We start from the raw sequence: 17,606 nt of genomic DNA, 5'->3' as shown, positions 1-17,606 counted from the left end.
TGTTTAAAAAATTATAGAACTTATAAATCGTGATGTCAGTCCATAAAAGAGAACATATAGTTTCCATATTTTAAATTCCTTTACACAAACTTTACAAAAAGGCGTTCTGATATTTACACAAGTTTAAGATAATTAAAACGTAGTAGTAAATCTTGGGAGGCATTAAACATGTCGAAATCACATCGCGGCGCGATTGTATCTTCAATCGTTGTCGTGGCTATTGTTGCAGCACTCGGAACAGCTTATGCCACGCGTGATCAAAGCGCATCTGGCACTTCAATCACAGCTGTTGGATCGACCGCACTTCAACCACTTGTTGAAGCGGCTGGTGAAGAATATGCTAAAGAAAATCTTGGTACATTTATTAATGTTCAAGGTGGTGGTACGGGAACAGGGCTCAGTCAAGTTTCTCAAGGCGCCGTAGATTTAGGTAATTCGGATGTTTTCGCTGAAGAAAAAGAAGGCATTAAAGCCAGCCAGTTAGTAGATCATCAGGTTGCTGTTGTCGGTATAGCACCCTTGTTAAATAAAGACAATGGGGTCAAAAATCTATCAACGGCGCAATTAAAAGCTATTTTTACCGGTAAAATAACGAACTGGCAAGAAGTGGGTGGTAAAAACCTTGACATTGTCATTATCAATCGTGCAACTGGTTCTGGTACAAGGGCGACTTTTGAAAAATGGGCCTTAGATGGTGCTGAAAGCATCTCAGCGCAGGAGCAAGATTCGTCAGGTATGGTACGTTCGATCGTTGCAACAACGCCTGGTGCGATTTCATATGCTGCTTTTGGCTACATCGATTCATCTGTTGTAGCTGCTAGTGTTAACGGCATAAAACCTAATAATCAAAATGTTGCCACTGGAAAATACGCCATTTGGTCATATGAGCATGTTTACACTAAGGGGAAACCCGATGCTCAGGTTAGTAAATTTTTAAAATATCTCACATCAACAAAAATTCAATCTACTTTGGTTCCAAAGCTGGGCTATATTTCAATTCATGATATGAAAATTAGTCGTAATGTTAATGGTCAAGTGGTTGAAAAATAAGCGTGTTCGTTGCTGACGCTGATTGCGCAACAACACTCACCGTGGAGAAAACATGGATAATATCACAAAAAAACTAATGCAACGCTCTGAATCAACTCGAAAAGATACTATTGGTCGTGCAATCAGCATGACAGCATTGATCTTGATTGCAATCGTTGTTGTTTCAATTTTCGTTTTCGTTTTGAGTCGCGGCCTGTCCACTTTTTATAAAGATGGTGTCAATGTGAAAGATTTCTTATTTGGCACAACATGGAATCCTTCTGTAACTGATCCTGCAACTAAAAAGCCTTATATTGGGGCTTTGCCAATGATTTTGGGCTCATTTTTAGTAACGTTCTTGGCAGCCATTGTTGCAACACCGTTTGCAATCGGTACTGCTTTGTTCATGACTGAAATTGCACAAAAGCGCGGCGCCAAAATTATGCAACCTATTGTTGAATTATTGGTTGGTATCCCATCAGTTGTCTATGGTTTTATTGGCTTAACGGTCGTTGTGCCAGTTATAAGAACAATTGCGGGTGGTTCAGGATTTGGTATTTTGTCAGGTACAATTGTACTTTTTGTTATGATTTTGCCAACTATTACTTCGATGACCGTCGACACATTGAGATCTGTGCCACGCCATTATCGCGAGTCTGCTTTAGCGATTGGTGCTACGCGTTGGCAAATGATTTACAAGGTTGTTTTACGGGCTGCAACACCTGGAATACTGACGGCCATTGTATTTGGAATGGCCCGAGCATTTGGTGAAGCTTTGGCGGTTCAGATGGTTATTGGAAATGCTGCTCTGATGCCACACAGTTTGACGACGCCTGCCTCAACATTAACTTCTGTCTTGACGATGGGAATTGGTAATACTGTCATGGGATCATTACAGAATGACGTATTATGGACCTTGGCAATGATTTTGTTAATCATGTCATTGGTATTTAACTTAATTGTGCGTGCAATTGGACGTAGAGGAGCGATGAAGTAATGAAAGCAAAAACTGCTGATAAAATAGCCACCGGCTTTATTTATGCCATTTCAGGTATTGTCGCATTAATTTTGTTTGCGATGCTGTCATTTATCCTCGTAAGAGGAGTACCACACTTGTCATGGCATTTTCTGACTTCACCGGCCCGAGCTTTTGAGGCGGGTGGCGGTGTAGGTGTGCAACTCTTTAACTCATTTTATTTATTGATTTTGGCTATGGTAATTAGCTTCCCAATCGCATTGGGCGCAGCAATTTACTTAAATGAATATGCTAAGAAAAATTATTTTACAGCGATTGTCCGAACGGCAATTGAAATTCTAAGTTCGTTACCATCTGTTGTTGTTGGTTTGTTTGGTTTTCTATTGTTCGTTGTTCAATTCAAATTGGGATTTTCAATTTTGTCTGGTGCCATTGCATTAACTTTGTTTAATTTACCATTGTTAACACGTTCGATTGAGACAAGTTTGGCTCAAATTCCAGACTTACAACGTGAAGCGGGATCTGCACTGGGATTGTCACGTTGGGAAACGGTTCTACATGTAATTTTGCCAGCGGCTGTGCCTTCAATTGTGACAGGGGTTGTTCTGTCAGCAGGTCGTGTATTTGGTGAAGCTGCCGCACTAATCTATACTGCTGGACAATCTGCACCAGCTTTGAACTTTGGGGATTGGAATCCGTTCAATATTTCAAGTCCCTTGAATCCAATGCGTCCAGCAGAAACTTTAGCAGTTCATATTTGGAAAATTAATTCTGAAGGCATCATGCCAGATGTTAACGCAGTTTCTGCGGGTGCATCAGCAGTGTTAATTATTGTTGTATTACTGTTCAACTTTAGTGCGCGTAAATTAGGTACCAAGTTGTATAAGAAACTAACTAGTTCGTGAGGCGACTATGACAAATCCTAACTTTGAATTTAAACCTGCCAGTGATTTTATTAGAGAAGACGCTCCCGAACGTTATATCTATAATATGGCTTCTGACAAGCATGAAATTGCAATTTCTACACATGACTTACAAGTGTCTTATGGCGATAACCTCGCTTTGAGTGAAGGTGATTTGGAATTTGAACGCTATAAGATTACGAGCCTTATTGGTGCGTCTGGTTCTGGTAAGTCAACATTTTTGAGATCTTTGAATCGTATGAACGACGATGTTGCTACTGTTAATGGTCAAATTATGTATCGTGGTGTTGACATTAACACTAAAAATATTGATGTTTATGAGATGCGTCGTCACATTGGTATGGTCTTCCAACGACCCAATCCATTTGCTAAATCAATTTATGACAACATAACCTTCGCGCTAACGCAACGTGGCAACTACACGAAAGAACAACTTGACGAAATAGTTGAAACCAGTTTAAAACAAGCGGCATTGTGGGATCAAGTTAAAGATGAATTAAATAAATCAGCCTTAGCCTTGTCAGGTGGACAGGCGCAACGATTGGTTATTGCACGTGCCTTGGCACTAAAGCCCGATATTCTTTTGCTGGATGAACCCTCAAGCGCGTTGGATCCAATTTCTTCTGCTCAGGTTGAAGACACATTGATTGAATTAAAAAATCAATACACAATCATCATTGTGACACATAACATGCAACAGGCTGCCCGTATCAGTGATTACACGGCTTTCTTCCATTTAGGTAAAGTCATTGAATATGATTTAACACGTAAAATATTTACGCGACCTAAAGTTGCTTTGACAAATGATTATATATCAGGTAATTTCGGATGACAGACAAACAAGAAAAAACAATTTTATCCACACGTGATGTTCGTCTTTGGTATGGTCAAAAAGAAGCCCTACATGGTATTGATTTGGACTTTCCAAACAAGGGAATCACAGCTTTAATTGGTCCTTCTGGTTCAGGGAAAACTACCTATTTACGCGCATTAAACCGAATGCACGATTTGGAAGATGGTGTGACTGTAACAGGTTCATTTAATTTCAATGGGACTGATATATATGCACCAACGACTGACACAGTTGATTTACGCAAGCGAATCGGGATGGTTTTTCAACAACCTAACCCATTTCCATTCTCAATCTATGAAAACGTTATTTTTGGATTGCGTTTAGATGGCGTTAAAGACAAAGCAGTATTAGATGAAGCAGTAGAACGCTCATTAAAGCAAGCCTCAGTCTGGGATGAAGTCAAAGATGATTTACACAAATCGGCATTGGGGTTGTCTGGTGGGCAGCAACAGCGTGTTTCAATTGCACGTGTATTAGCAATGTCACCAGAATTACTTTTACTTGACGAACCAACTTCAGCATTGGATCCTATTTCGAGTCGTAATATCGAGGAAACATTGTTGAAATTAAGAGAAGATTATGCCATGATTATTGTGACACACTCAATGTCACAAGCTTCAAGAATTTCTGACCGTACTGCTTTCTTCTTGAGTGGGGATCTGATTGAAGTTGATCAGACGAAGCACATTTTTCTTAATCCACAAAAGCAAGAAACACAAGATTATGTTTCTGGACGTTTTGGTTAATTAAAACCAAAAAAATTGCAAGACCACACTATACAAAGTCATGGAGGAGTTTGTTATGCGTCGATTATTTGATGAAGAATTAGCAGATTTAGATAGCTCATTTACAGAAATGGGTATGCTAGTGTCTCAAACTATTCAAAAAGCTGTTCAGTCATTTGTGGATCATGACCGCGAGGGTGCGCGTCAAATTTTAGAAAATGATCATCAAATTAATGAACGAGAAGCTGCTATTGAAAAGAAAACCTTTGAGATGATTGCACTATATCAACCTGTGACCACAGATTTACGTGAAATTGTCACAATTTTGAAAGCTGTCTCGGTTTTAGAACGAATGGGTGATCAGGCACGTAATATTGCTAACTCAACTATTCGAGTGAAAGGGACAAAGCATATTGCTAGCATTGAACAAGAACTTGGGGTTATCGGAGAAATGGTAGCCAATATGGTTTCTCAAGTGATGGAATATTATGTTAAAAACGATGCCCTCGGTGCTGAATCAATAGCTGAAGCTAACCATAAGTTGTCACAAAGTGCTGCTAAAGTCAGAACTGATTCCGTAAATGGTATGAAAGAAAATGCTGATTTGGTTGATTCTGCTGCTGATTATTTAGTGATTGCTGGTTACTTGAAACGTATTGGTGATTACACGACTGATATTGCAGAATGGATTGTCTATAAGCGTACTGGTAAGATCATCGAATTGAATCCAGGCTACAATTTCTTTATTTAACAGTCAAGCGTCTGTAAGGCGCTTTTTTTTATAGTCTACATTTGGTATAATTGTAATGTGAAAGTGTTATTGTATCAATATAGTAACCGTTTTCATAGAAAATTTTACGGGGGTTTAAATGCGCTTTATTGTTCGATTAGCAACAAACATGTTAAGTTTTTTGGTTTTATCAATGATATTCACTTCTGGATTTCGAGTTGATAATTGGGTTTCGGCATTGTTTGCAGCGTTTGTATTATCAATATTAAACGCTATCATCAAGCCGATTTTAACGGTTTTAACATTGCCGTTAACTATTTTAACATTCGGATTTTTTGCCATCGTTGTTAATGCGTTTCTCCTTGAAATAACGGCTAATCTCGTTGGTGGCTTTGAATTTACCAGTTTCGGCTGGGCAATGTTGATTGCTTTCATCCTATCAATTATCAATACAATTTTAACCAATGATTTGCATGTGCAAGTAGAAAGAAATTAAAATGGCACAAAACTCAGTAACAGTAGAACAACTAGTGGCTAACACGCGCCTGAAAATTGTTTCAGGTGAGCAGTTTCTTGACAGAGAAATCACGACGGCTGACATCTCACGTCCCGGTCTTGAAATGACCGGATATTTCAACTATTATGCACCAGAACGTGTTCAGTTGTTAGGCATAACAGAAACATCCTTTTCAGAACGTATGAATCATGACGAATTGTTGATGGTTTATCGACGAATGGCCGATAAGACAACACCAGCGTTTGTTGTCTCAACAGGCTTACCGATTAGTGATGAATTAAAGCAAGCGGCAGAGGAAGCACATATTCCGATTTTGACTTCAACGTTGACGTCATCTCGTATTTTATCAAATATGACTTATTATCTGGGTGGGCAACTGGCCCCAAGAGAAAACGTCCATGGTGTTTTAATTGATGTTCATGGTCTTGGTGTATTGATTACAGGAGATGCGGGCATTGGCAAAACGGAATCTGCGCTTGAATTAATTCAACAAGGGAAAGCCAGGTTAGTGGCTGATGATCGTGTTGATATTTATCAAGAAGATGAAGAACGCTTAATCGGTGAACCCAATGGTGTTTTGCGAAACATGATGGAAGTTCGTGGTGTGGGCATTATTGATGTTCAGCAAGTTTATGGTGCCGTATCCGTTCGGTCGCATGCCACCATCGCTTTGAACATTCATCTTTCAAATGGAAAAATTGGTGAAGCTAATTTTGACCGATTAGGAAATGATAATGATTCATTAGAAATCATGGGTGTTCAAATCAAGCGCATGGTTGTACCGGTCACCCCAGGACGTAATACGGCCAGTGTGATTGATGCAGCTGCTGTTAAATTTAGAACAGCAAATATGGGAATTGACGCGCTACAAACATTAGAACAACGCATGACGGCCGAAATGGCGAAAAATGAAAAGATTGATGCAGCAGGTGAAAAAAATGACTAAAATTGCCATATTAGGTGCTGGATCATGGGGAACAGCTTTGGCTAATGTTGTTGCTGAAAATAACCAGGACGTTCGTTTGTGGACTCATAACCCTGCTCAAGCCAGAGAAATAAGCGATCAGCATACAAATCAGAAATATCTACCAACAGCAATATTAAATGATAACTTGATGGCCACTGATAATATGGCACTAGCGGTCTCAGACGTCGATATTGTACTAAGTGTTGTGCCAACTAAAGCAGTTCGCCAAGTTGCACATCAATTAGCAGATGTTTTGGTAAAACAAAACCATCGTGTTATTTTAGCGCATGCAACAAAAGGATTAGAACCTGTTACATTTAAACGTATTTCAGAGATGCTGTCCGAAGAAGTACCGGCACAATACCGTACAGCTTTGGCCATGTTATCGGGCCCGTCACACGCTGAGGATGTTATCAAACATGATTTGACAGCTGTTTCAATTGCTAGTGATGATCCTAATGCAGCCAAATTAATGCAATCAGTTTTTGCAAATGATGTGTTTAGACCATATACGAACCACGATTTATTGGGTTCTGAATTAGCTTCTGCGTTAAAAAATATTATCGCGATTGGTTCAGGGGCATTAATCGGGTTAGGATATGGCGCTAATGCCCAAGCGGCATTGCTAACACGGGGATTAGTAGAAATGCGCGCGTTAGGTCAGGCAATGGGTGCTAAGCCAGAAACGTTTTTGGGGTTGGCAGGCATTGGTGATTTGATTGTGACAGGCATGTCACCAAATTCCAGAAACTATCGAGCAGGTCGAGAATTAGGTTCCGGCAAATCGCTAGCTGAAGTGGAAAACACCATGGGAATGGTCATTGAGGGTGTTAGCACGACGAAAGCTGTTTATGAATTTTCTGTACAACATCAAGTGGATATGCCCATTACAAAAGCAATTTATCAAGTATTGTATGAACAACTGCCGTTGCAAAATGCGATTACACAATTAATGCAACGAAATTTGCGAAGTGAAGATTAAAGAAAAGAGAAAAATTATGAAACCAGTACGTAAGGCAATTATTCCAGCAGCAGGGTTAGGTACACGTTTTCTACCTGCAACAAAAGCATTAGCAAAAGAAATGCTACCAATTGTTGATACACCAACAATTGAATATATTGTAAGAGAAGCAATTGAATCTGGTATTGAAGATATTGTTATCGTGGACGGTAAGTCAAAGCGTTCAATTGAAGATCATTTTGATTCAAATCCTGAATTGGAAAATAATTTGCGCGAAAAAGGTAAAGATGCTTTGCTCAAGGTTGTTGAAGAAACAACAGATATCAATATGTATTTCATACGTCAATCACATCCTAAAGGCCTAGGTGACGCTGTATTGACGGCCAAGGCTTTCATTGGTGATGAACCTTTTGTTGTGCTACTTGGTGATGATTTGATGCAAGATGAGGTGCCACTGACAAAGCAGTTGATTGATCGATATGAAGAAACGGGAGAATCAACTTTGGCCGTCATGAAAGTGCCTCATGATCAAGTATCAGAATATGGTGTGATTGATCCAGCGGCTCAAGTGAACGACGACGGTCTGTACCGTGTTAAGAGTTTTGTGGAAAAGCCAAAGCCAGAAGAAGCACCTTCAGATTTGGCAATTATTGGACGTTACTTGTTAACACCAGAAATTTTTGAAGAATTGGAAAACACAAAGCCTGGCAAGGGCAATGAAATTCAATTGACAGACGCAATTGATTCTTTGAATAATCGCCAACACGTTTATGCTCATGAATTCAAGGGTAGTCGTTACGATATTGGCTCAAAGATTGGTTTCTTAGAGACAAACATTGAATTCGGTTTGAAACACCCACAGACTAAAGATGCACTGCGTGCTTATATCAAGGAGTTAGCGGCCAAACTTTAATTACTAAAAAACGAGACTAGCTCTCGTTTTTTCATATTAATCATTAAACGATTTAATGACAGGTTTTGCCCTCGACATTTTCTATAATAACGAGTACAATAGTCATAACAAAAAGTAAGTGTAGGTGTAATGATGCCAGAAAATATTAAAATATATGATGTTATTATCGTTGGAGCAGGTCCTGCCGGCATGACAGCAGCTACCTATGCTTCACGTGCCAATTTATCAGTTCTAATGCTTGATCGCGGGATTTACGGTGGGCAAATGAATAATACGGCAGAAGTTGAAAATTATCCTGGTTTTGATTCGATTTTAGGCCCCGACTTAGCTGAAAAAATGTACTCATCATCAACACAATTTGGTGCGGAATATGGTTTTGGGACAGTCGAACGTGTTGAATTAAAGGATGACTTGAAGTATATTCATACTGACATGGACGATTATGTTGCCAAAGCGGTTATCATCGCGACGGGCTCTGAGCATATTCATTTAGGAGCCGATGGCGAGGAAGAATATCAAGGTCGTGGCGTGAGTTATTGTGCAGTCTGTGATGGTGCGTTCTTCCGTGATGAGGATGTTGTTGTTGTTGGCGGTGGAGATTCGGCAATTGAAGAAGGACTTTATCTTACTAACCTGGCAAAGTCTGTTACTGTTCTACATCGCCGTGATAAATTGCGTGCCCAACAAATTATTCAAGATCGGGCATTTGCGAACCCAAAGATGTCATTTATGTGGCATACAGAAGTAGAAGCGATTACTGGTGATAATGACAAAGTCACAGGACTGGATGTTATCAATAATCAAACAAAGGAAAAATCGCATATTGATGCAGCTGGTGTCTTTATTTATGTTGGCCTAAAAGCAAACAATCAAGGGTTCGAAAATCTAGACATTACTGACTCTGAGGGATGGATATTAACTGATGATAAGATGCAGACGACAATTCCTGGCATTTTTGCAGTAGGAGATGTCAGAGTCAAGGATTTGCGTCAGATTACGACAGCTGTTGGTGATGGCGGCTTGGCTGGACAAGGAGTTTATGACTACATCAGCCATTTACAAACTGCTGTTCAAACAACTACAACTGACTGAAAAATGCGCACAGTATTGTGCGCATTTTTTGTCGATTTAATTATAGAATTAAAAAGCGCCAAAAGGCGCTTTTTGCTTATTTAACTATTTCGCAAAACTCTACAATAACGCCATCGGGTCCTTGCAAGTTAAAGAATTTAATTCCTTTTTCCCAAAATGGTAAATGTTGCACTTCCGTGTTAAGCAAATCAAACCCTTCTGACTTTGCTGCCGAAAAAGCAGCATCAGCATCAGTTGTATCCATTGAAATATGATTGATTGCACCTGGTTTACCAACAACTTCATCTCCGGCCCAAGTTTCGATGACTAAATTGTCACGCTGCATGAAGATAACTTTACCAGCAGGAAAATCGCCAGTTTTTTTAAATCCTAATTTCGTCCAAAAAGCCTCTGATTGTGTCAAAGATGATGTGGGAATACCAATGTGTTGTACACCACTGTAATAATCTGAAAATGTCATAATAATACCTTTCTAGTAGTATTGCTACTGATATGTTCATTTTACGTAATAATTGCGTTAATTACCAACATCTATTGCCTGATGCTTTAAATTCTTAAAGACGTACTTGTCCGCGATTCCTGTGATGCCACCCTGGAATAAGAATGCAAAAATAGTTCCTAACCCGAAATTATACAAATTAGGGAAAGTGATCACAAAGGCAATAATTGCAAAAATCGTTGGCGGAATATAGGACGCCCACATAGCCTTGAAAGCCGACCCGTGAAAATATTTGAAACGTAAAATTTGCATCAAATCATCGGCAGGGTGTAACACTAAATTCACACGTTGATAAATCGAAATAGCAACGGCGATCAAGCCAACACCAATAAAATTAATTACTGTATATAACACAGTTGCTGCCACTGAATTAGCATTTGGCATAATTTGATTGAAAATATTTGAAAACCATTGAATAAAAATTGAAAATGGTAACATAAACAAGAAATTACCAATGATACGATGCCAATCTAACTTTTTCATTAATAACGCATTCAGGAATGAAATAAGCATGCCAAGAACTAAAAATGCCCAAAACAAGACAAGTGAATTATTTCCTAATAAAGCTTGACCTAGATTAGCCTCTGCAGCAGTCCAATAAGCTGATCCCAAAAAAGCGGGTTTTATATGTGAAGCTGTGACGAGCGTCAAAACATTTCCCATCGCATTTAAAATCAATGAGATGGCAAAAAACATAAGTGATTTGCTCATTGAAATGCTTCGCGGATTATGATGTTGCGCGTTTTGTGCCATTTTATGCCTCTTCGCCACCAACCTTAACGACTGCCTTTGAAACGACACCTAACTTGCCATTCACAAAGTCATCAACAGTCTGGTAATCTAATTCGTGTGACATTAGCGATTCGACGTCTAACTTGCCTGATGATAACAATGCCAATGAGTCTTCAAATGCGTTTGGATTGATAAATGATCCTTGAATCGTCAATTGCTTTTGGAAGACTTCGTAAGTGTTCATTTGGAACTTTGCGTCGGGACCGCCAACACCAAACATCAAAACCTGAGCGCCACGAGCTGAGGCTTCAATTGCGGCTTCTTGTGTCTGTGGTAGGCCAACTGCTTCAACAACAACATCGTAAGTGCCTTCGGGAATTTTGTCGCCATCTTTTGTATTGTACGTATTTTTCACGCCGAACTTTTCTTTGTTCATAGCAAGCTTTTCAGGAACAATACCAGCCAAGTCGACTTGGTGAATGCCATAAGCTTGCAGAATTTGAACAAAGAGTTCACCCATGAAGCCGTCACCAATAACTAATGCCTTTTGGTATGGTGTCACTTTAAGAAGTTGAATACCGTGAACAGCACATGAAATCGGCTCAACCACGGCAGCTGACTTAAGTGAAACATTATCTGGAATTTGGTAAACAACTGATGCGGGCGCAGTAAAGTATTCTTCAAAGCCACCATTGCGTGTTACACCAACTGCAGACAAGTTTTCGCAAAGCTCTGGACGTGCTGTACGGCAATACTTGCATTGACCACAGTAAATATTGGGATCAATTGTGACACGATCACCCACCGCAACGTTTGTAACATCAGAACCAATTTCAGCTACAACACCAGAATTTTCATGCCCCAAAACGATTGGTGGCACAGCATCGGCTGAGCCAGGAAGACCGGCATACAAAGCGTGATCAGTACCGCAAATACCAGCGAATGCTGTATGAATCAACACTTCATTCGGCTTTACCTCAGGTTGTTCAATGTTTTCAACCTCTAATTTTTTTGTACCAGTTAACACAAGTGCTTCCATGTTTGTTCTCCTTTTTACTTTGTGATTAAATTAACTTACGAGGACAATGGTAAACCTTTAACAAGATAAAGTCAAACGTTTATCACATTTATTTTAGTAAGGGGAGTAGACCATGTGATAGAATATTAAGAGAGTATGGAGGATTGCAATGGTAGCAAAATTAAGTGATGTCGCGGCGTTGGCTGGTGTTTCAGTAACAACGGTATCGCGTGTCATCAATAACTATGGTTCATTGAGCCAAAAAACAATTAATAAAGTTCACGAAGCTATGCGAGAGTTGCACTATCAGCCTAATGCCATGGCTCGCTCGCTGCAAGGAAAATCATCGCAATTTATCGGATTGATTTTTCCAAACATGGAAAACCCTTTTTTTACAGCTTTAGCCAGCGAAATTGAACAACAACTATTTGAGCTAGGATATAAGGTCATTATTGCAACTTCAGCTAATAATGTTGAAAAAGAGCGTCAGTATCTTCAAATGCTTGCCGCAAATCAAGTTGAAGGAATCATTACCTCTTCTCATAATTTGGGGATTGGTGAGTATCAAAACACCTATTTACCAATTGTTTCTTATGATCGATATTTGGCGGATAATGTGCCAATTGTAAGCGAGGATAATGAACAAGGGGGCTACTTAGCTGGCGAGTATTTGTTGTCTACTGGTGCAAAAAAACTGTTAATGCTGAGCGATGATGATGGCTCAGAATCACCAACTCATCAACGATATGCAGGATTTTTACGCGCTACACGACAGAATTCTATTCCTGTTGTCAGACAAAATTATAGTTTACAAGGGTTTGCTACAAATAAAGACATCAACAATATGGTGTCTTATATCGTTGAAAATGGCATTGAGGGGGTCTTTGCCTATAACGACGTGGCTGCTATTCAGCTAGAAAATGCGCTGCAGAGGGCAGGTAAAAAAGTGCCAGAGGATATTAACATTATTGGGTACGATGGTACGCCAATTGTTCGACGTTTGCATCCAAATTTGCCAACAATTGTGCAGCCGATTGCGGCGGCTGCATCACAATTGATAGAAGTATTGTTTGCACTGATTAAAACACCAAGAACGACTGTGCCAACTGATAGTTTGTTGCCAGTGTCACTGTATTTACCAAAAGACTAACTTTTGGTGACATTTAGGAGGGGAAAATGTTTCTAAATTCAATCACTGCATTGCCCAACTGGCTAGATCATTTAATTGCCAGTGATCACCATTTCACATTAACGGCATTTGCCATCATGTTTGCCTTGATATTCATTGAAACTGCTGGGATTGTGACAGGTTTTATTCCTGGTGATACTATTTTGATTACAGTAGGTAGCTTGGCTGGTGCCCATCACAATATTTGGGAATTATTTTTGGCGATTAGTATTTTTGCGATTGCTTCGTTTTTAGGAGATGCTGTTAATTATTGGTTGGGGGCATTGATTACGACACAAGTAGCTAAAATACCTTGGATTAAAAAATATTCACACAGTAACTTGACTGATGAAATTGCTAAAGATTTTCATCCAAAAAGGTGGTTACTATTCGTTGTATTGGGTCGTTTTTTGCCATTTATTCGTGTCGCTGTTCCATTGCTAGCACATCGGTTGGGGTTAGCTTTTCCAGTTTATTTACGAATGGCTGCTTTTGCTAGTGTTTTGTGGTCAGCCAGTATTGTCTCAATTGGTTATTTTGTCGGTCATTTAGAGATACCAAAGGCAGTGACTGTGACCATTTTTATCATAATTGCTGTGATAGCAATTACTGTTTTGCGTACGAAAAAGTTTAGAAACTGGATTTTGACATTGTTCACACGGAAATAATTTTGTTATAATTTAAGAAAATGGGAAAAGAAGGTTAATCATGAGTTATCAAGAAAAATTGGCACAGTGGCAATCGGCGAATTTGCCTGACTATCTAGCTTCTGATTTGGTATCATATTCAGCTGAAGAGCAGGAAGATGCTTTTTATCAAAACTTGAGTTTTGGTACAGCGGGTATGCGTGGCCTACTTGGTGCCGGTACTAATCGCATGAACATTTATACTGTTCGTCAGGTGACTGAAGCATTGGCACGTTATATTGCTTCGCAAGGGGAGACAGCAAAACAGCGTGGCGTGGCAATCAGTTTTGATTCTCGTCATTTTTCTCCTGAATTTGCGGCAGATGCTTCACAGGTACTTTCTGCACATGGTATCAAGAGTTATTTGTTTACATCATTGCGTCCAACACCTGAACTATCATTTGCTGTGCGCGAATTGAACGCATTTGCCGGTATCATGATTACTGCTTCACATAATCCTAAAGAATACAATGGTTATAAGGTGTATGGTGAAGATGGTGGCCAAATGGTTCCCGACGCTGTTGCAGCAGTTGTGAAAGAGTTGGAAGGTATTGCTGATATTTTTGATATCTCATTGGATGAGAAAAACACCAATGTTCAAATGATTGATGACGATATTGATAACCTTTATTTATCAAAAATGAAAACAGTAACAGTTGATCCTGAACTAGTAGCACGTGAGGGGGCTTCACTCAAATTTGTTTATTCACCACTTCACGGCACTGGTCAGTATATTGGTGAAAAGGCTCTTCAACAGGCTGGTTTCACTAACTATACTGTCGTTAAAGAACAAGCTGTCATTGACGGTGATTTTCCGACAGTCAAAAAGCCCAATCCTGAAGATGCAGCAGCTTTAACACTTGCGATTGAATATGCAAAGCGCGAGGGTGCTGATGCGGTGGTCGCGACTGATCCTGACGCCGATCGGATGGGTGCCGCGGTTAAGTTGGCGGATGGTAGTTTCCAAGTGCTTACGGGCAATCAAATTGCTGCTGTATTAGTCAATTATCTCTTGACGGCGAAGAAAAATACGAAATCATTGCCTGAAAATGGCGCCATTGTGACGTCAATTGTTTCATCAAGATTTGCATCAACTGTTGCTGAAAGCTTTGGTGTTGAGACTGCGGACGTGTTGACTGGATTTAAATATATTGCAGCAACAATTGATGAATACGAAGCAACAAAATCACATGAGTTTTTGTTTGGATTTGAAGAGAGTTTCGGCTATTTGGTAAAGCCCTTTGCTCATGATAAAGACGCAATTCAGGCACTAGTGTTATTTGCTGAAGTCGCGGCATACTATAAGTCACAAGGCAAAACATTTGCCGATGGTGTTCACGAATTGTTTGAAAAGTTTGGTTACTTTGAAGAAAAAACCATTAGTTTGGACTTTCCGGGTATTCATGGTAACGATGAAATGGCAGCCATCATTTCTGAATTCCGAAATAATCAACCAGACGCGATTGGCAGTGTCAGTGTAGCGCGTGTACAGGATTTCTTGTCTTCACTAGAAACTGATAACACAGGTGAAACGGTCACACTCAAGCAACCAAAAGCTAATGTTTTGAAATATTGGCTAGCAGATGGTTCATGGGTTGCGGTTCGACCTTCCGGTACAGAACCAAAACTAAAGTTTTATATTGGCGTCGTTTCCGATACACAAGCAATATCTCAAGCTAAAATTGATAAAATTGCAAGTGATTTAATGACCCGTGCTAAGTAATACTGGACACGGGGCATTGTGTCTGATATACTGTTATGTGGCTGATAATTGCCATATTAACGATAATCCGCTGTGCGTTTAGCCTACGGGCAAGTGCAAGATTGTCGAATAGGAGAATGACCAATGCGTCAAAATAGTATTTTAGAAAATGTAACATCAGCACAATTGCGTACTGATATTCCTGAATTCCGTGCCGGTGACACTGTTAAAGTGTATGCTAAGATCGTTGAAGGTTCACGCGAACGTATTCAGTTGTTTGAAGGTGTTGTGATCAAGCGCAAGGGTGCTGGTATCCAATCTACTTACACTGTTCGTAAGATTTCTTCAGGTGTTGGTGTGGAACGTACTTTCCCATTGCACTCACCACGTGTTGACAAGATTGAAGTTGTTCGCTTTGGTCAGGTTCGCCGTGCAAAGTTGTACTACTTGCGTGCATTGCAAGGTAAGGCAGCTCGTATTAAAGAACGTCGTCGCGACGTTTAAGTTACTGCAAAAAGCATCTCCATGTGAGGTGCTTTTTTTTGCGACAAAATTTAACCACAAATATGAATTGTGTGATAAAATGAAAGCGGTTACAAAAAATAACATATTGTTTAGGAGAATGCGTATGATGTCATTTGTTGTTTTAGGATTGGGCATCCTATTTTTATTAGTCTTGATTATCAAGTTTAAGATTAATACTTTTATTTCACTGATTTTAACTGCTGCTCTAGTTGGCGCGGGATTAGGTATGCCACTGGATCAAATTCCCACTTCAATTCAAAATGGTATTGGTTCATCCCTTGGTGAATTGGCCATTGTGTTTGGCTTTGGTGCAGTATTAGGAAGATTAGTCGCTGATGCCGGTGGTGCTTATCGTATTGCACACACACTGATTGCTAAATTTGGAAAAAAGCGTGTTCAGTTAGCAATTATGGTCGCGGCTTTTATCATAGGTATTGCGTTATTCTTTGAAGTGGGCATGGTGTTACTGATTCCGATTGTTTTTGCGATTGCTTTAGAAGCTTCAGTGCCTTTACTTTATCTTGGTATTCCAATGGCTGCTGCTTTGTCAGTAACGCACGGTTTTTTGCCGCCTCATCCAGCACCAACAGCGATTGCGGGGGCACTAGGTGCTAATCCGGGAACTGTATTAGTGTATGGCTTAATCGTGGCCATTCCGGCTGCTATTATTGCGGGACCGATTTTTACAAAATTAGCACAGAAATTTGCACCAGATGCTTTTGTAGTTAAAAAGCAATTAACGGCATTTGGGCAACAAAAGACTTTTCAAATTAATGAGACACCCAGTTTTGGTATTTCAGTTTTGACGTCATTGTTTCCTGTTTTATTAATGGGAATTACGACCATTTACACAATTATCTACAATGATGGTCAACCTTTTAAAAACCCGAAGGGAATTGACGCTTTCATTACTATGATTGGAAACCCGGTTGCTGCAATGATTATTTCTTTGGTATTTGCTTTGTGGGCAATGGGATGGCATCAAGGTCGTGCTACAAAAGATATGATGGTAACGGTTGAAGATGCTGTTAAATCAATCGCTATGTTGTTATTGATTATTGGTGGAGGTGCTGCTTTCAAACAAATATTGATTGATGGTGGCATTTCAAAACAAATTTCCGATTTGTTCATTCATTCAGCAATTTCGCCTCTGATCTTGGCTTGGTTAATTACTGTATTATTACGTGTTGCATTGGGGTCTGCTACGGTAGCTGCCTTAACCGCGGCAGGGCTTGTCCAGCCGTTGATGGCGGCTTCAGGTATCAATCCCGCTTTGATGGTATTGGTTATTGGAGCTGGATCGTTAGCATTTTCACATGTCAATGATGCTGGCTTTTGGATGTTTAAAGAATATTTTGATTTAAATGTTAAGCAAACACTGCAAATATGGACTGTATTAGAGACAATCATTGCTGTTGTGGGACTGGGAATGGTTCTATTGTTGAATCTAATTGTGTAATTGTTAACTTATGTGACAAGTTTTAACGTAATTTTTCTGTAATGTTTTTGTCAAAATGTAGATACTTTTTTTGGTCATAGTTGGTCTATAATAGAAACATACTCAAATAACATTTGAGTTTCATTACTCCC

The 17,606-nt window shown here is 39.6% G+C and carries 19 protein-coding genes; 16 read left to right on the top strand and 3 right to left on the bottom strand.

Translation table 11 applies throughout. The features are described from left to right. The first annotated feature begins 168 nt into the window (after nt 1–168). The 11 genes from FF105_RS02190 to trxB all read left to right on the top strand — a co-directional run bounded on the left by FF105_RS02190 (nt 169) and on the right by trxB (nt 9,686). Nucleotides 169–1,050: a phosphate ABC transporter substrate-binding protein PstS family protein gene (locus tag FF105_RS02190; RefSeq protein ID WP_010281329.1), complete on the top strand. Its 882-nt coding sequence runs from the start codon at nt 169–171 to the stop codon at nt 1,048–1,050. 52 nt (nt 1,051–1,102) lie between these two features. Continuing rightward, nucleotides 1,103–2,026 (top strand): phosphate ABC transporter permease subunit PstC, encoded by a 924-nt coding sequence (gene pstC, locus FF105_RS02185; RefSeq protein WP_010281332.1) that lies wholly within the window; start codon nt 1,103–1,105, stop codon nt 2,024–2,026. After that, nucleotides 2,026–2,910, top strand: a complete 885-nt coding sequence (gene pstA / locus FF105_RS02180) for a phosphate ABC transporter permease PstA (protein ID WP_010281335.1) — start codon at nt 2,026–2,028, stop codon at nt 2,908–2,910. Before pstC ends, pstA begins: the two co-directional genes overlap by 1 nt. A 7-nt stretch (nt 2,911–2,917) precedes the next feature. Then, nucleotides 2,918–3,760 carry a phosphate ABC transporter ATP-binding protein PstB gene (gene pstB / locus FF105_RS02175; protein WP_139967129.1) on the top strand — a complete coding sequence of 281 codons (843 nt, stop codon included), beginning with the start codon at nt 2,918–2,920 and terminating at the stop codon, nt 3,758–3,760. Further along, the gene (gene pstB, locus FF105_RS02170) at nt 3,757–4,527 is read left to right on the top strand and encodes a phosphate ABC transporter ATP-binding protein PstB (RefSeq protein WP_010281342.1); all 771 of its coding nucleotides are present in this window, start codon (nt 3,757–3,759) and stop codon (nt 4,525–4,527) included. Before pstB (FF105_RS02175) ends, pstB (FF105_RS02170) begins: the two co-directional genes overlap by 4 nt. 55 nt (nt 4,528–4,582) lie before the next feature. Then, nucleotides 4,583–5,257: a phosphate signaling complex protein PhoU gene (phoU, locus tag FF105_RS02165; protein ID WP_004913284.1), complete on the top strand. Its 675-nt coding sequence runs from the start codon at nt 4,583–4,585 to the stop codon at nt 5,255–5,257. A gap of 118 nt (nt 5,258–5,375) precedes the next feature. Then, entirely contained in the window at nt 5,376–5,732 is a 357-nt protein-coding gene (locus FF105_RS02160; protein WP_010281350.1) for a phage holin family protein, read from the top strand. 1 nt (nt 5,733) lies between these two features. Then, complete coding sequence (gene hprK / locus FF105_RS02155) at nt 5,734–6,699, top strand: HPr(Ser) kinase/phosphatase (protein ID WP_139967127.1); 966 nt, start codon at nt 5,734–5,736, stop codon at nt 6,697–6,699. Then, nucleotides 6,692–7,702 carry an NAD(P)H-dependent glycerol-3-phosphate dehydrogenase gene (locus tag FF105_RS02150; RefSeq protein ID WP_031941072.1) on the top strand — a complete coding sequence of 337 codons (1,011 nt, stop codon included), beginning with the start codon at nt 6,692–6,694 and terminating at the stop codon, nt 7,700–7,702. Before hprK ends, FF105_RS02150 begins: the two co-directional genes overlap by 8 nt. 16 nt (nt 7,703–7,718) lie before the next feature. Continuing rightward, nucleotides 7,719–8,594, top strand: a complete 876-nt coding sequence (gene galU / locus FF105_RS02145) for a UTP--glucose-1-phosphate uridylyltransferase GalU (RefSeq protein WP_010281362.1) — start codon at nt 7,719–7,721, stop codon at nt 8,592–8,594. Between the two features lie 132 nt (nt 8,595–8,726). Beyond that, a complete protein-coding gene (gene trxB, locus FF105_RS02140; RefSeq protein ID WP_147652028.1) occupies nt 8,727–9,686 on the top strand; it encodes a thioredoxin-disulfide reductase in 960 nt (319 codons plus the stop codon). A 76-nt stretch (nt 9,687–9,762) separates the two neighbouring features. Here trxB and FF105_RS02135 read toward each other — a convergent pair whose 3' ends face one another. From FF105_RS02135 to FF105_RS02125, 3 genes are read right to left on the bottom strand one after another with little or no spacing between them, the layout of a single operon-like run. Then, the gene (locus FF105_RS02135; protein ID WP_010281368.1) at nt 9,763–10,146 is read right to left on the bottom strand and encodes a VOC family protein; all 384 of its coding nucleotides are present in this window, start codon (nt 10,144–10,146) and stop codon (nt 9,763–9,765) included. Between the two features lie 57 nt (nt 10,147–10,203). Then, nucleotides 10,204–10,938, bottom strand: coding sequence for a hypothetical protein (locus FF105_RS02130; protein ID WP_010281371.1), 735 nt, complete (start codon nt 10,936–10,938; stop codon nt 10,204–10,206). Nucleotide 10,939: 1 nt separating this feature from the next. Continuing rightward, nucleotides 10,940–11,956 carry a zinc-dependent alcohol dehydrogenase family protein gene (locus FF105_RS02125; RefSeq protein ID WP_010281376.1) on the bottom strand — a complete coding sequence of 339 codons (1,017 nt, stop codon included), beginning with the start codon at nt 11,954–11,956 and terminating at the stop codon, nt 10,940–10,942. A 148-nt stretch (nt 11,957–12,104) separates the two neighbouring features. Between FF105_RS02125 and FF105_RS02120 the strand changes: the two genes are divergently transcribed. The 5 genes from FF105_RS02120 (at nt 12,105) to FF105_RS02100 (ending at nt 17,475) form a co-directional block, all read left to right on the top strand. Continuing rightward, nucleotides 12,105–13,085, top strand: coding sequence for a LacI family DNA-binding transcriptional regulator (locus FF105_RS02120; protein ID WP_147651292.1), 981 nt, complete (start codon nt 12,105–12,107; stop codon nt 13,083–13,085). 26 nt (nt 13,086–13,111) lie between these two features. Continuing rightward, complete coding sequence (locus tag FF105_RS02115; RefSeq protein WP_010281379.1) at nt 13,112–13,771, top strand: DedA family protein; 660 nt, start codon at nt 13,112–13,114, stop codon at nt 13,769–13,771. Between the two features lie 40 nt (nt 13,772–13,811). After that, complete coding sequence (locus tag FF105_RS02110) at nt 13,812–15,512, top strand: phospho-sugar mutase (RefSeq protein ID WP_010281385.1); 1,701 nt, start codon at nt 13,812–13,814, stop codon at nt 15,510–15,512. A gap of 123 nt (nt 15,513–15,635) precedes the next feature. Then, nucleotides 15,636–15,995: a 50S ribosomal protein L19 gene (rplS, locus tag FF105_RS02105; RefSeq protein ID WP_010281387.1), complete on the top strand. Its 360-nt coding sequence runs from the start codon at nt 15,636–15,638 to the stop codon at nt 15,993–15,995. A gap of 124 nt (nt 15,996–16,119) precedes the next feature. Further along, nucleotides 16,120–17,475: a gluconate:H+ symporter gene (locus tag FF105_RS02100; RefSeq protein ID WP_031941073.1), complete on the top strand. Its 1,356-nt coding sequence runs from the start codon at nt 16,120–16,122 to the stop codon at nt 17,473–17,475. Nucleotides 17,476–17,606: the final 131 nt, after the last annotated feature.

The organism is Leuconostoc sp. UCMA20149 (assembly GCF_030400235.1).
Taxonomy (GTDB): domain Bacteria; phylum Bacillota; class Bacilli; order Lactobacillales; family Lactobacillaceae; genus Leuconostoc; species Leuconostoc pseudomesenteroides.
This window is presented reverse-complemented; position numbering and strand designations above follow the sequence as displayed.

Excerpts from the sequence above, each read along its gene's own strand:
- FF105_RS02190 (WP_010281329.1), top strand. The coding sequence starts at position 169 with ATGTCGAAATCACATCGCGGCGCGATTGTATCTTCAATCGTTGTCGTG.
- pstC (WP_010281332.1), top strand. The coding sequence starts at position 1,103 with ATGGATAATATCACAAAAAAACTAATGCAACGCTCTGAATCAACTCGA.
- pstA (WP_010281335.1), top strand. The coding sequence starts at position 2,026 with ATGAAAGCAAAAACTGCTGATAAAATAGCCACCGGCTTTATTTATGCC.
- pstB (WP_139967129.1), top strand. The coding sequence starts at position 2,918 with ATGACAAATCCTAACTTTGAATTTAAACCTGCCAGTGATTTTATTAGA.
- pstB (WP_010281342.1), top strand. The coding sequence starts at position 3,757 with ATGACAGACAAACAAGAAAAAACAATTTTATCCACACGTGATGTTCGT.
- phoU (WP_004913284.1), top strand. The coding sequence starts at position 4,583 with ATGCGTCGATTATTTGATGAAGAATTAGCAGATTTAGATAGCTCATTT.
- FF105_RS02160 (WP_010281350.1), top strand. The coding sequence starts at position 5,376 with ATGCGCTTTATTGTTCGATTAGCAACAAACATGTTAAGTTTTTTGGTT.
- hprK (WP_139967127.1), top strand. The coding sequence starts at position 5,734 with ATGGCACAAAACTCAGTAACAGTAGAACAACTAGTGGCTAACACGCGC.
- FF105_RS02150 (WP_031941072.1), top strand. The coding sequence starts at position 6,692 with ATGACTAAAATTGCCATATTAGGTGCTGGATCATGGGGAACAGCTTTG.
- galU (WP_010281362.1), top strand. The coding sequence starts at position 7,719 with ATGAAACCAGTACGTAAGGCAATTATTCCAGCAGCAGGGTTAGGTACA.
- trxB (WP_147652028.1), top strand. The coding sequence starts at position 8,727 with ATGCCAGAAAATATTAAAATATATGATGTTATTATCGTTGGAGCAGGT.
- FF105_RS02135 (WP_010281368.1), bottom strand. The coding sequence starts at position 10,146 with ATGACATTTTCAGATTATTACAGTGGTGTACAACACATTGGTATTCCC.
- FF105_RS02130 (WP_010281371.1), bottom strand. The coding sequence starts at position 10,938 with ATGGCACAAAACGCGCAACATCATAATCCGCGAAGCATTTCAATGAGC.
- FF105_RS02125 (WP_010281376.1), bottom strand. The coding sequence starts at position 11,956 with ATGGAAGCACTTGTGTTAACTGGTACAAAAAAATTAGAGGTTGAAAAC.
- FF105_RS02120 (WP_147651292.1), top strand. The coding sequence starts at position 12,105 with ATGGTAGCAAAATTAAGTGATGTCGCGGCGTTGGCTGGTGTTTCAGTA.
- FF105_RS02115 (WP_010281379.1), top strand. The coding sequence starts at position 13,112 with ATGTTTCTAAATTCAATCACTGCATTGCCCAACTGGCTAGATCATTTA.
- FF105_RS02110 (WP_010281385.1), top strand. The coding sequence starts at position 13,812 with ATGAGTTATCAAGAAAAATTGGCACAGTGGCAATCGGCGAATTTGCCT.
- rplS (WP_010281387.1), top strand. The coding sequence starts at position 15,636 with ATGCGTCAAAATAGTATTTTAGAAAATGTAACATCAGCACAATTGCGT.
- FF105_RS02100 (WP_031941073.1), top strand. The coding sequence starts at position 16,120 with ATGATGTCATTTGTTGTTTTAGGATTGGGCATCCTATTTTTATTAGTC.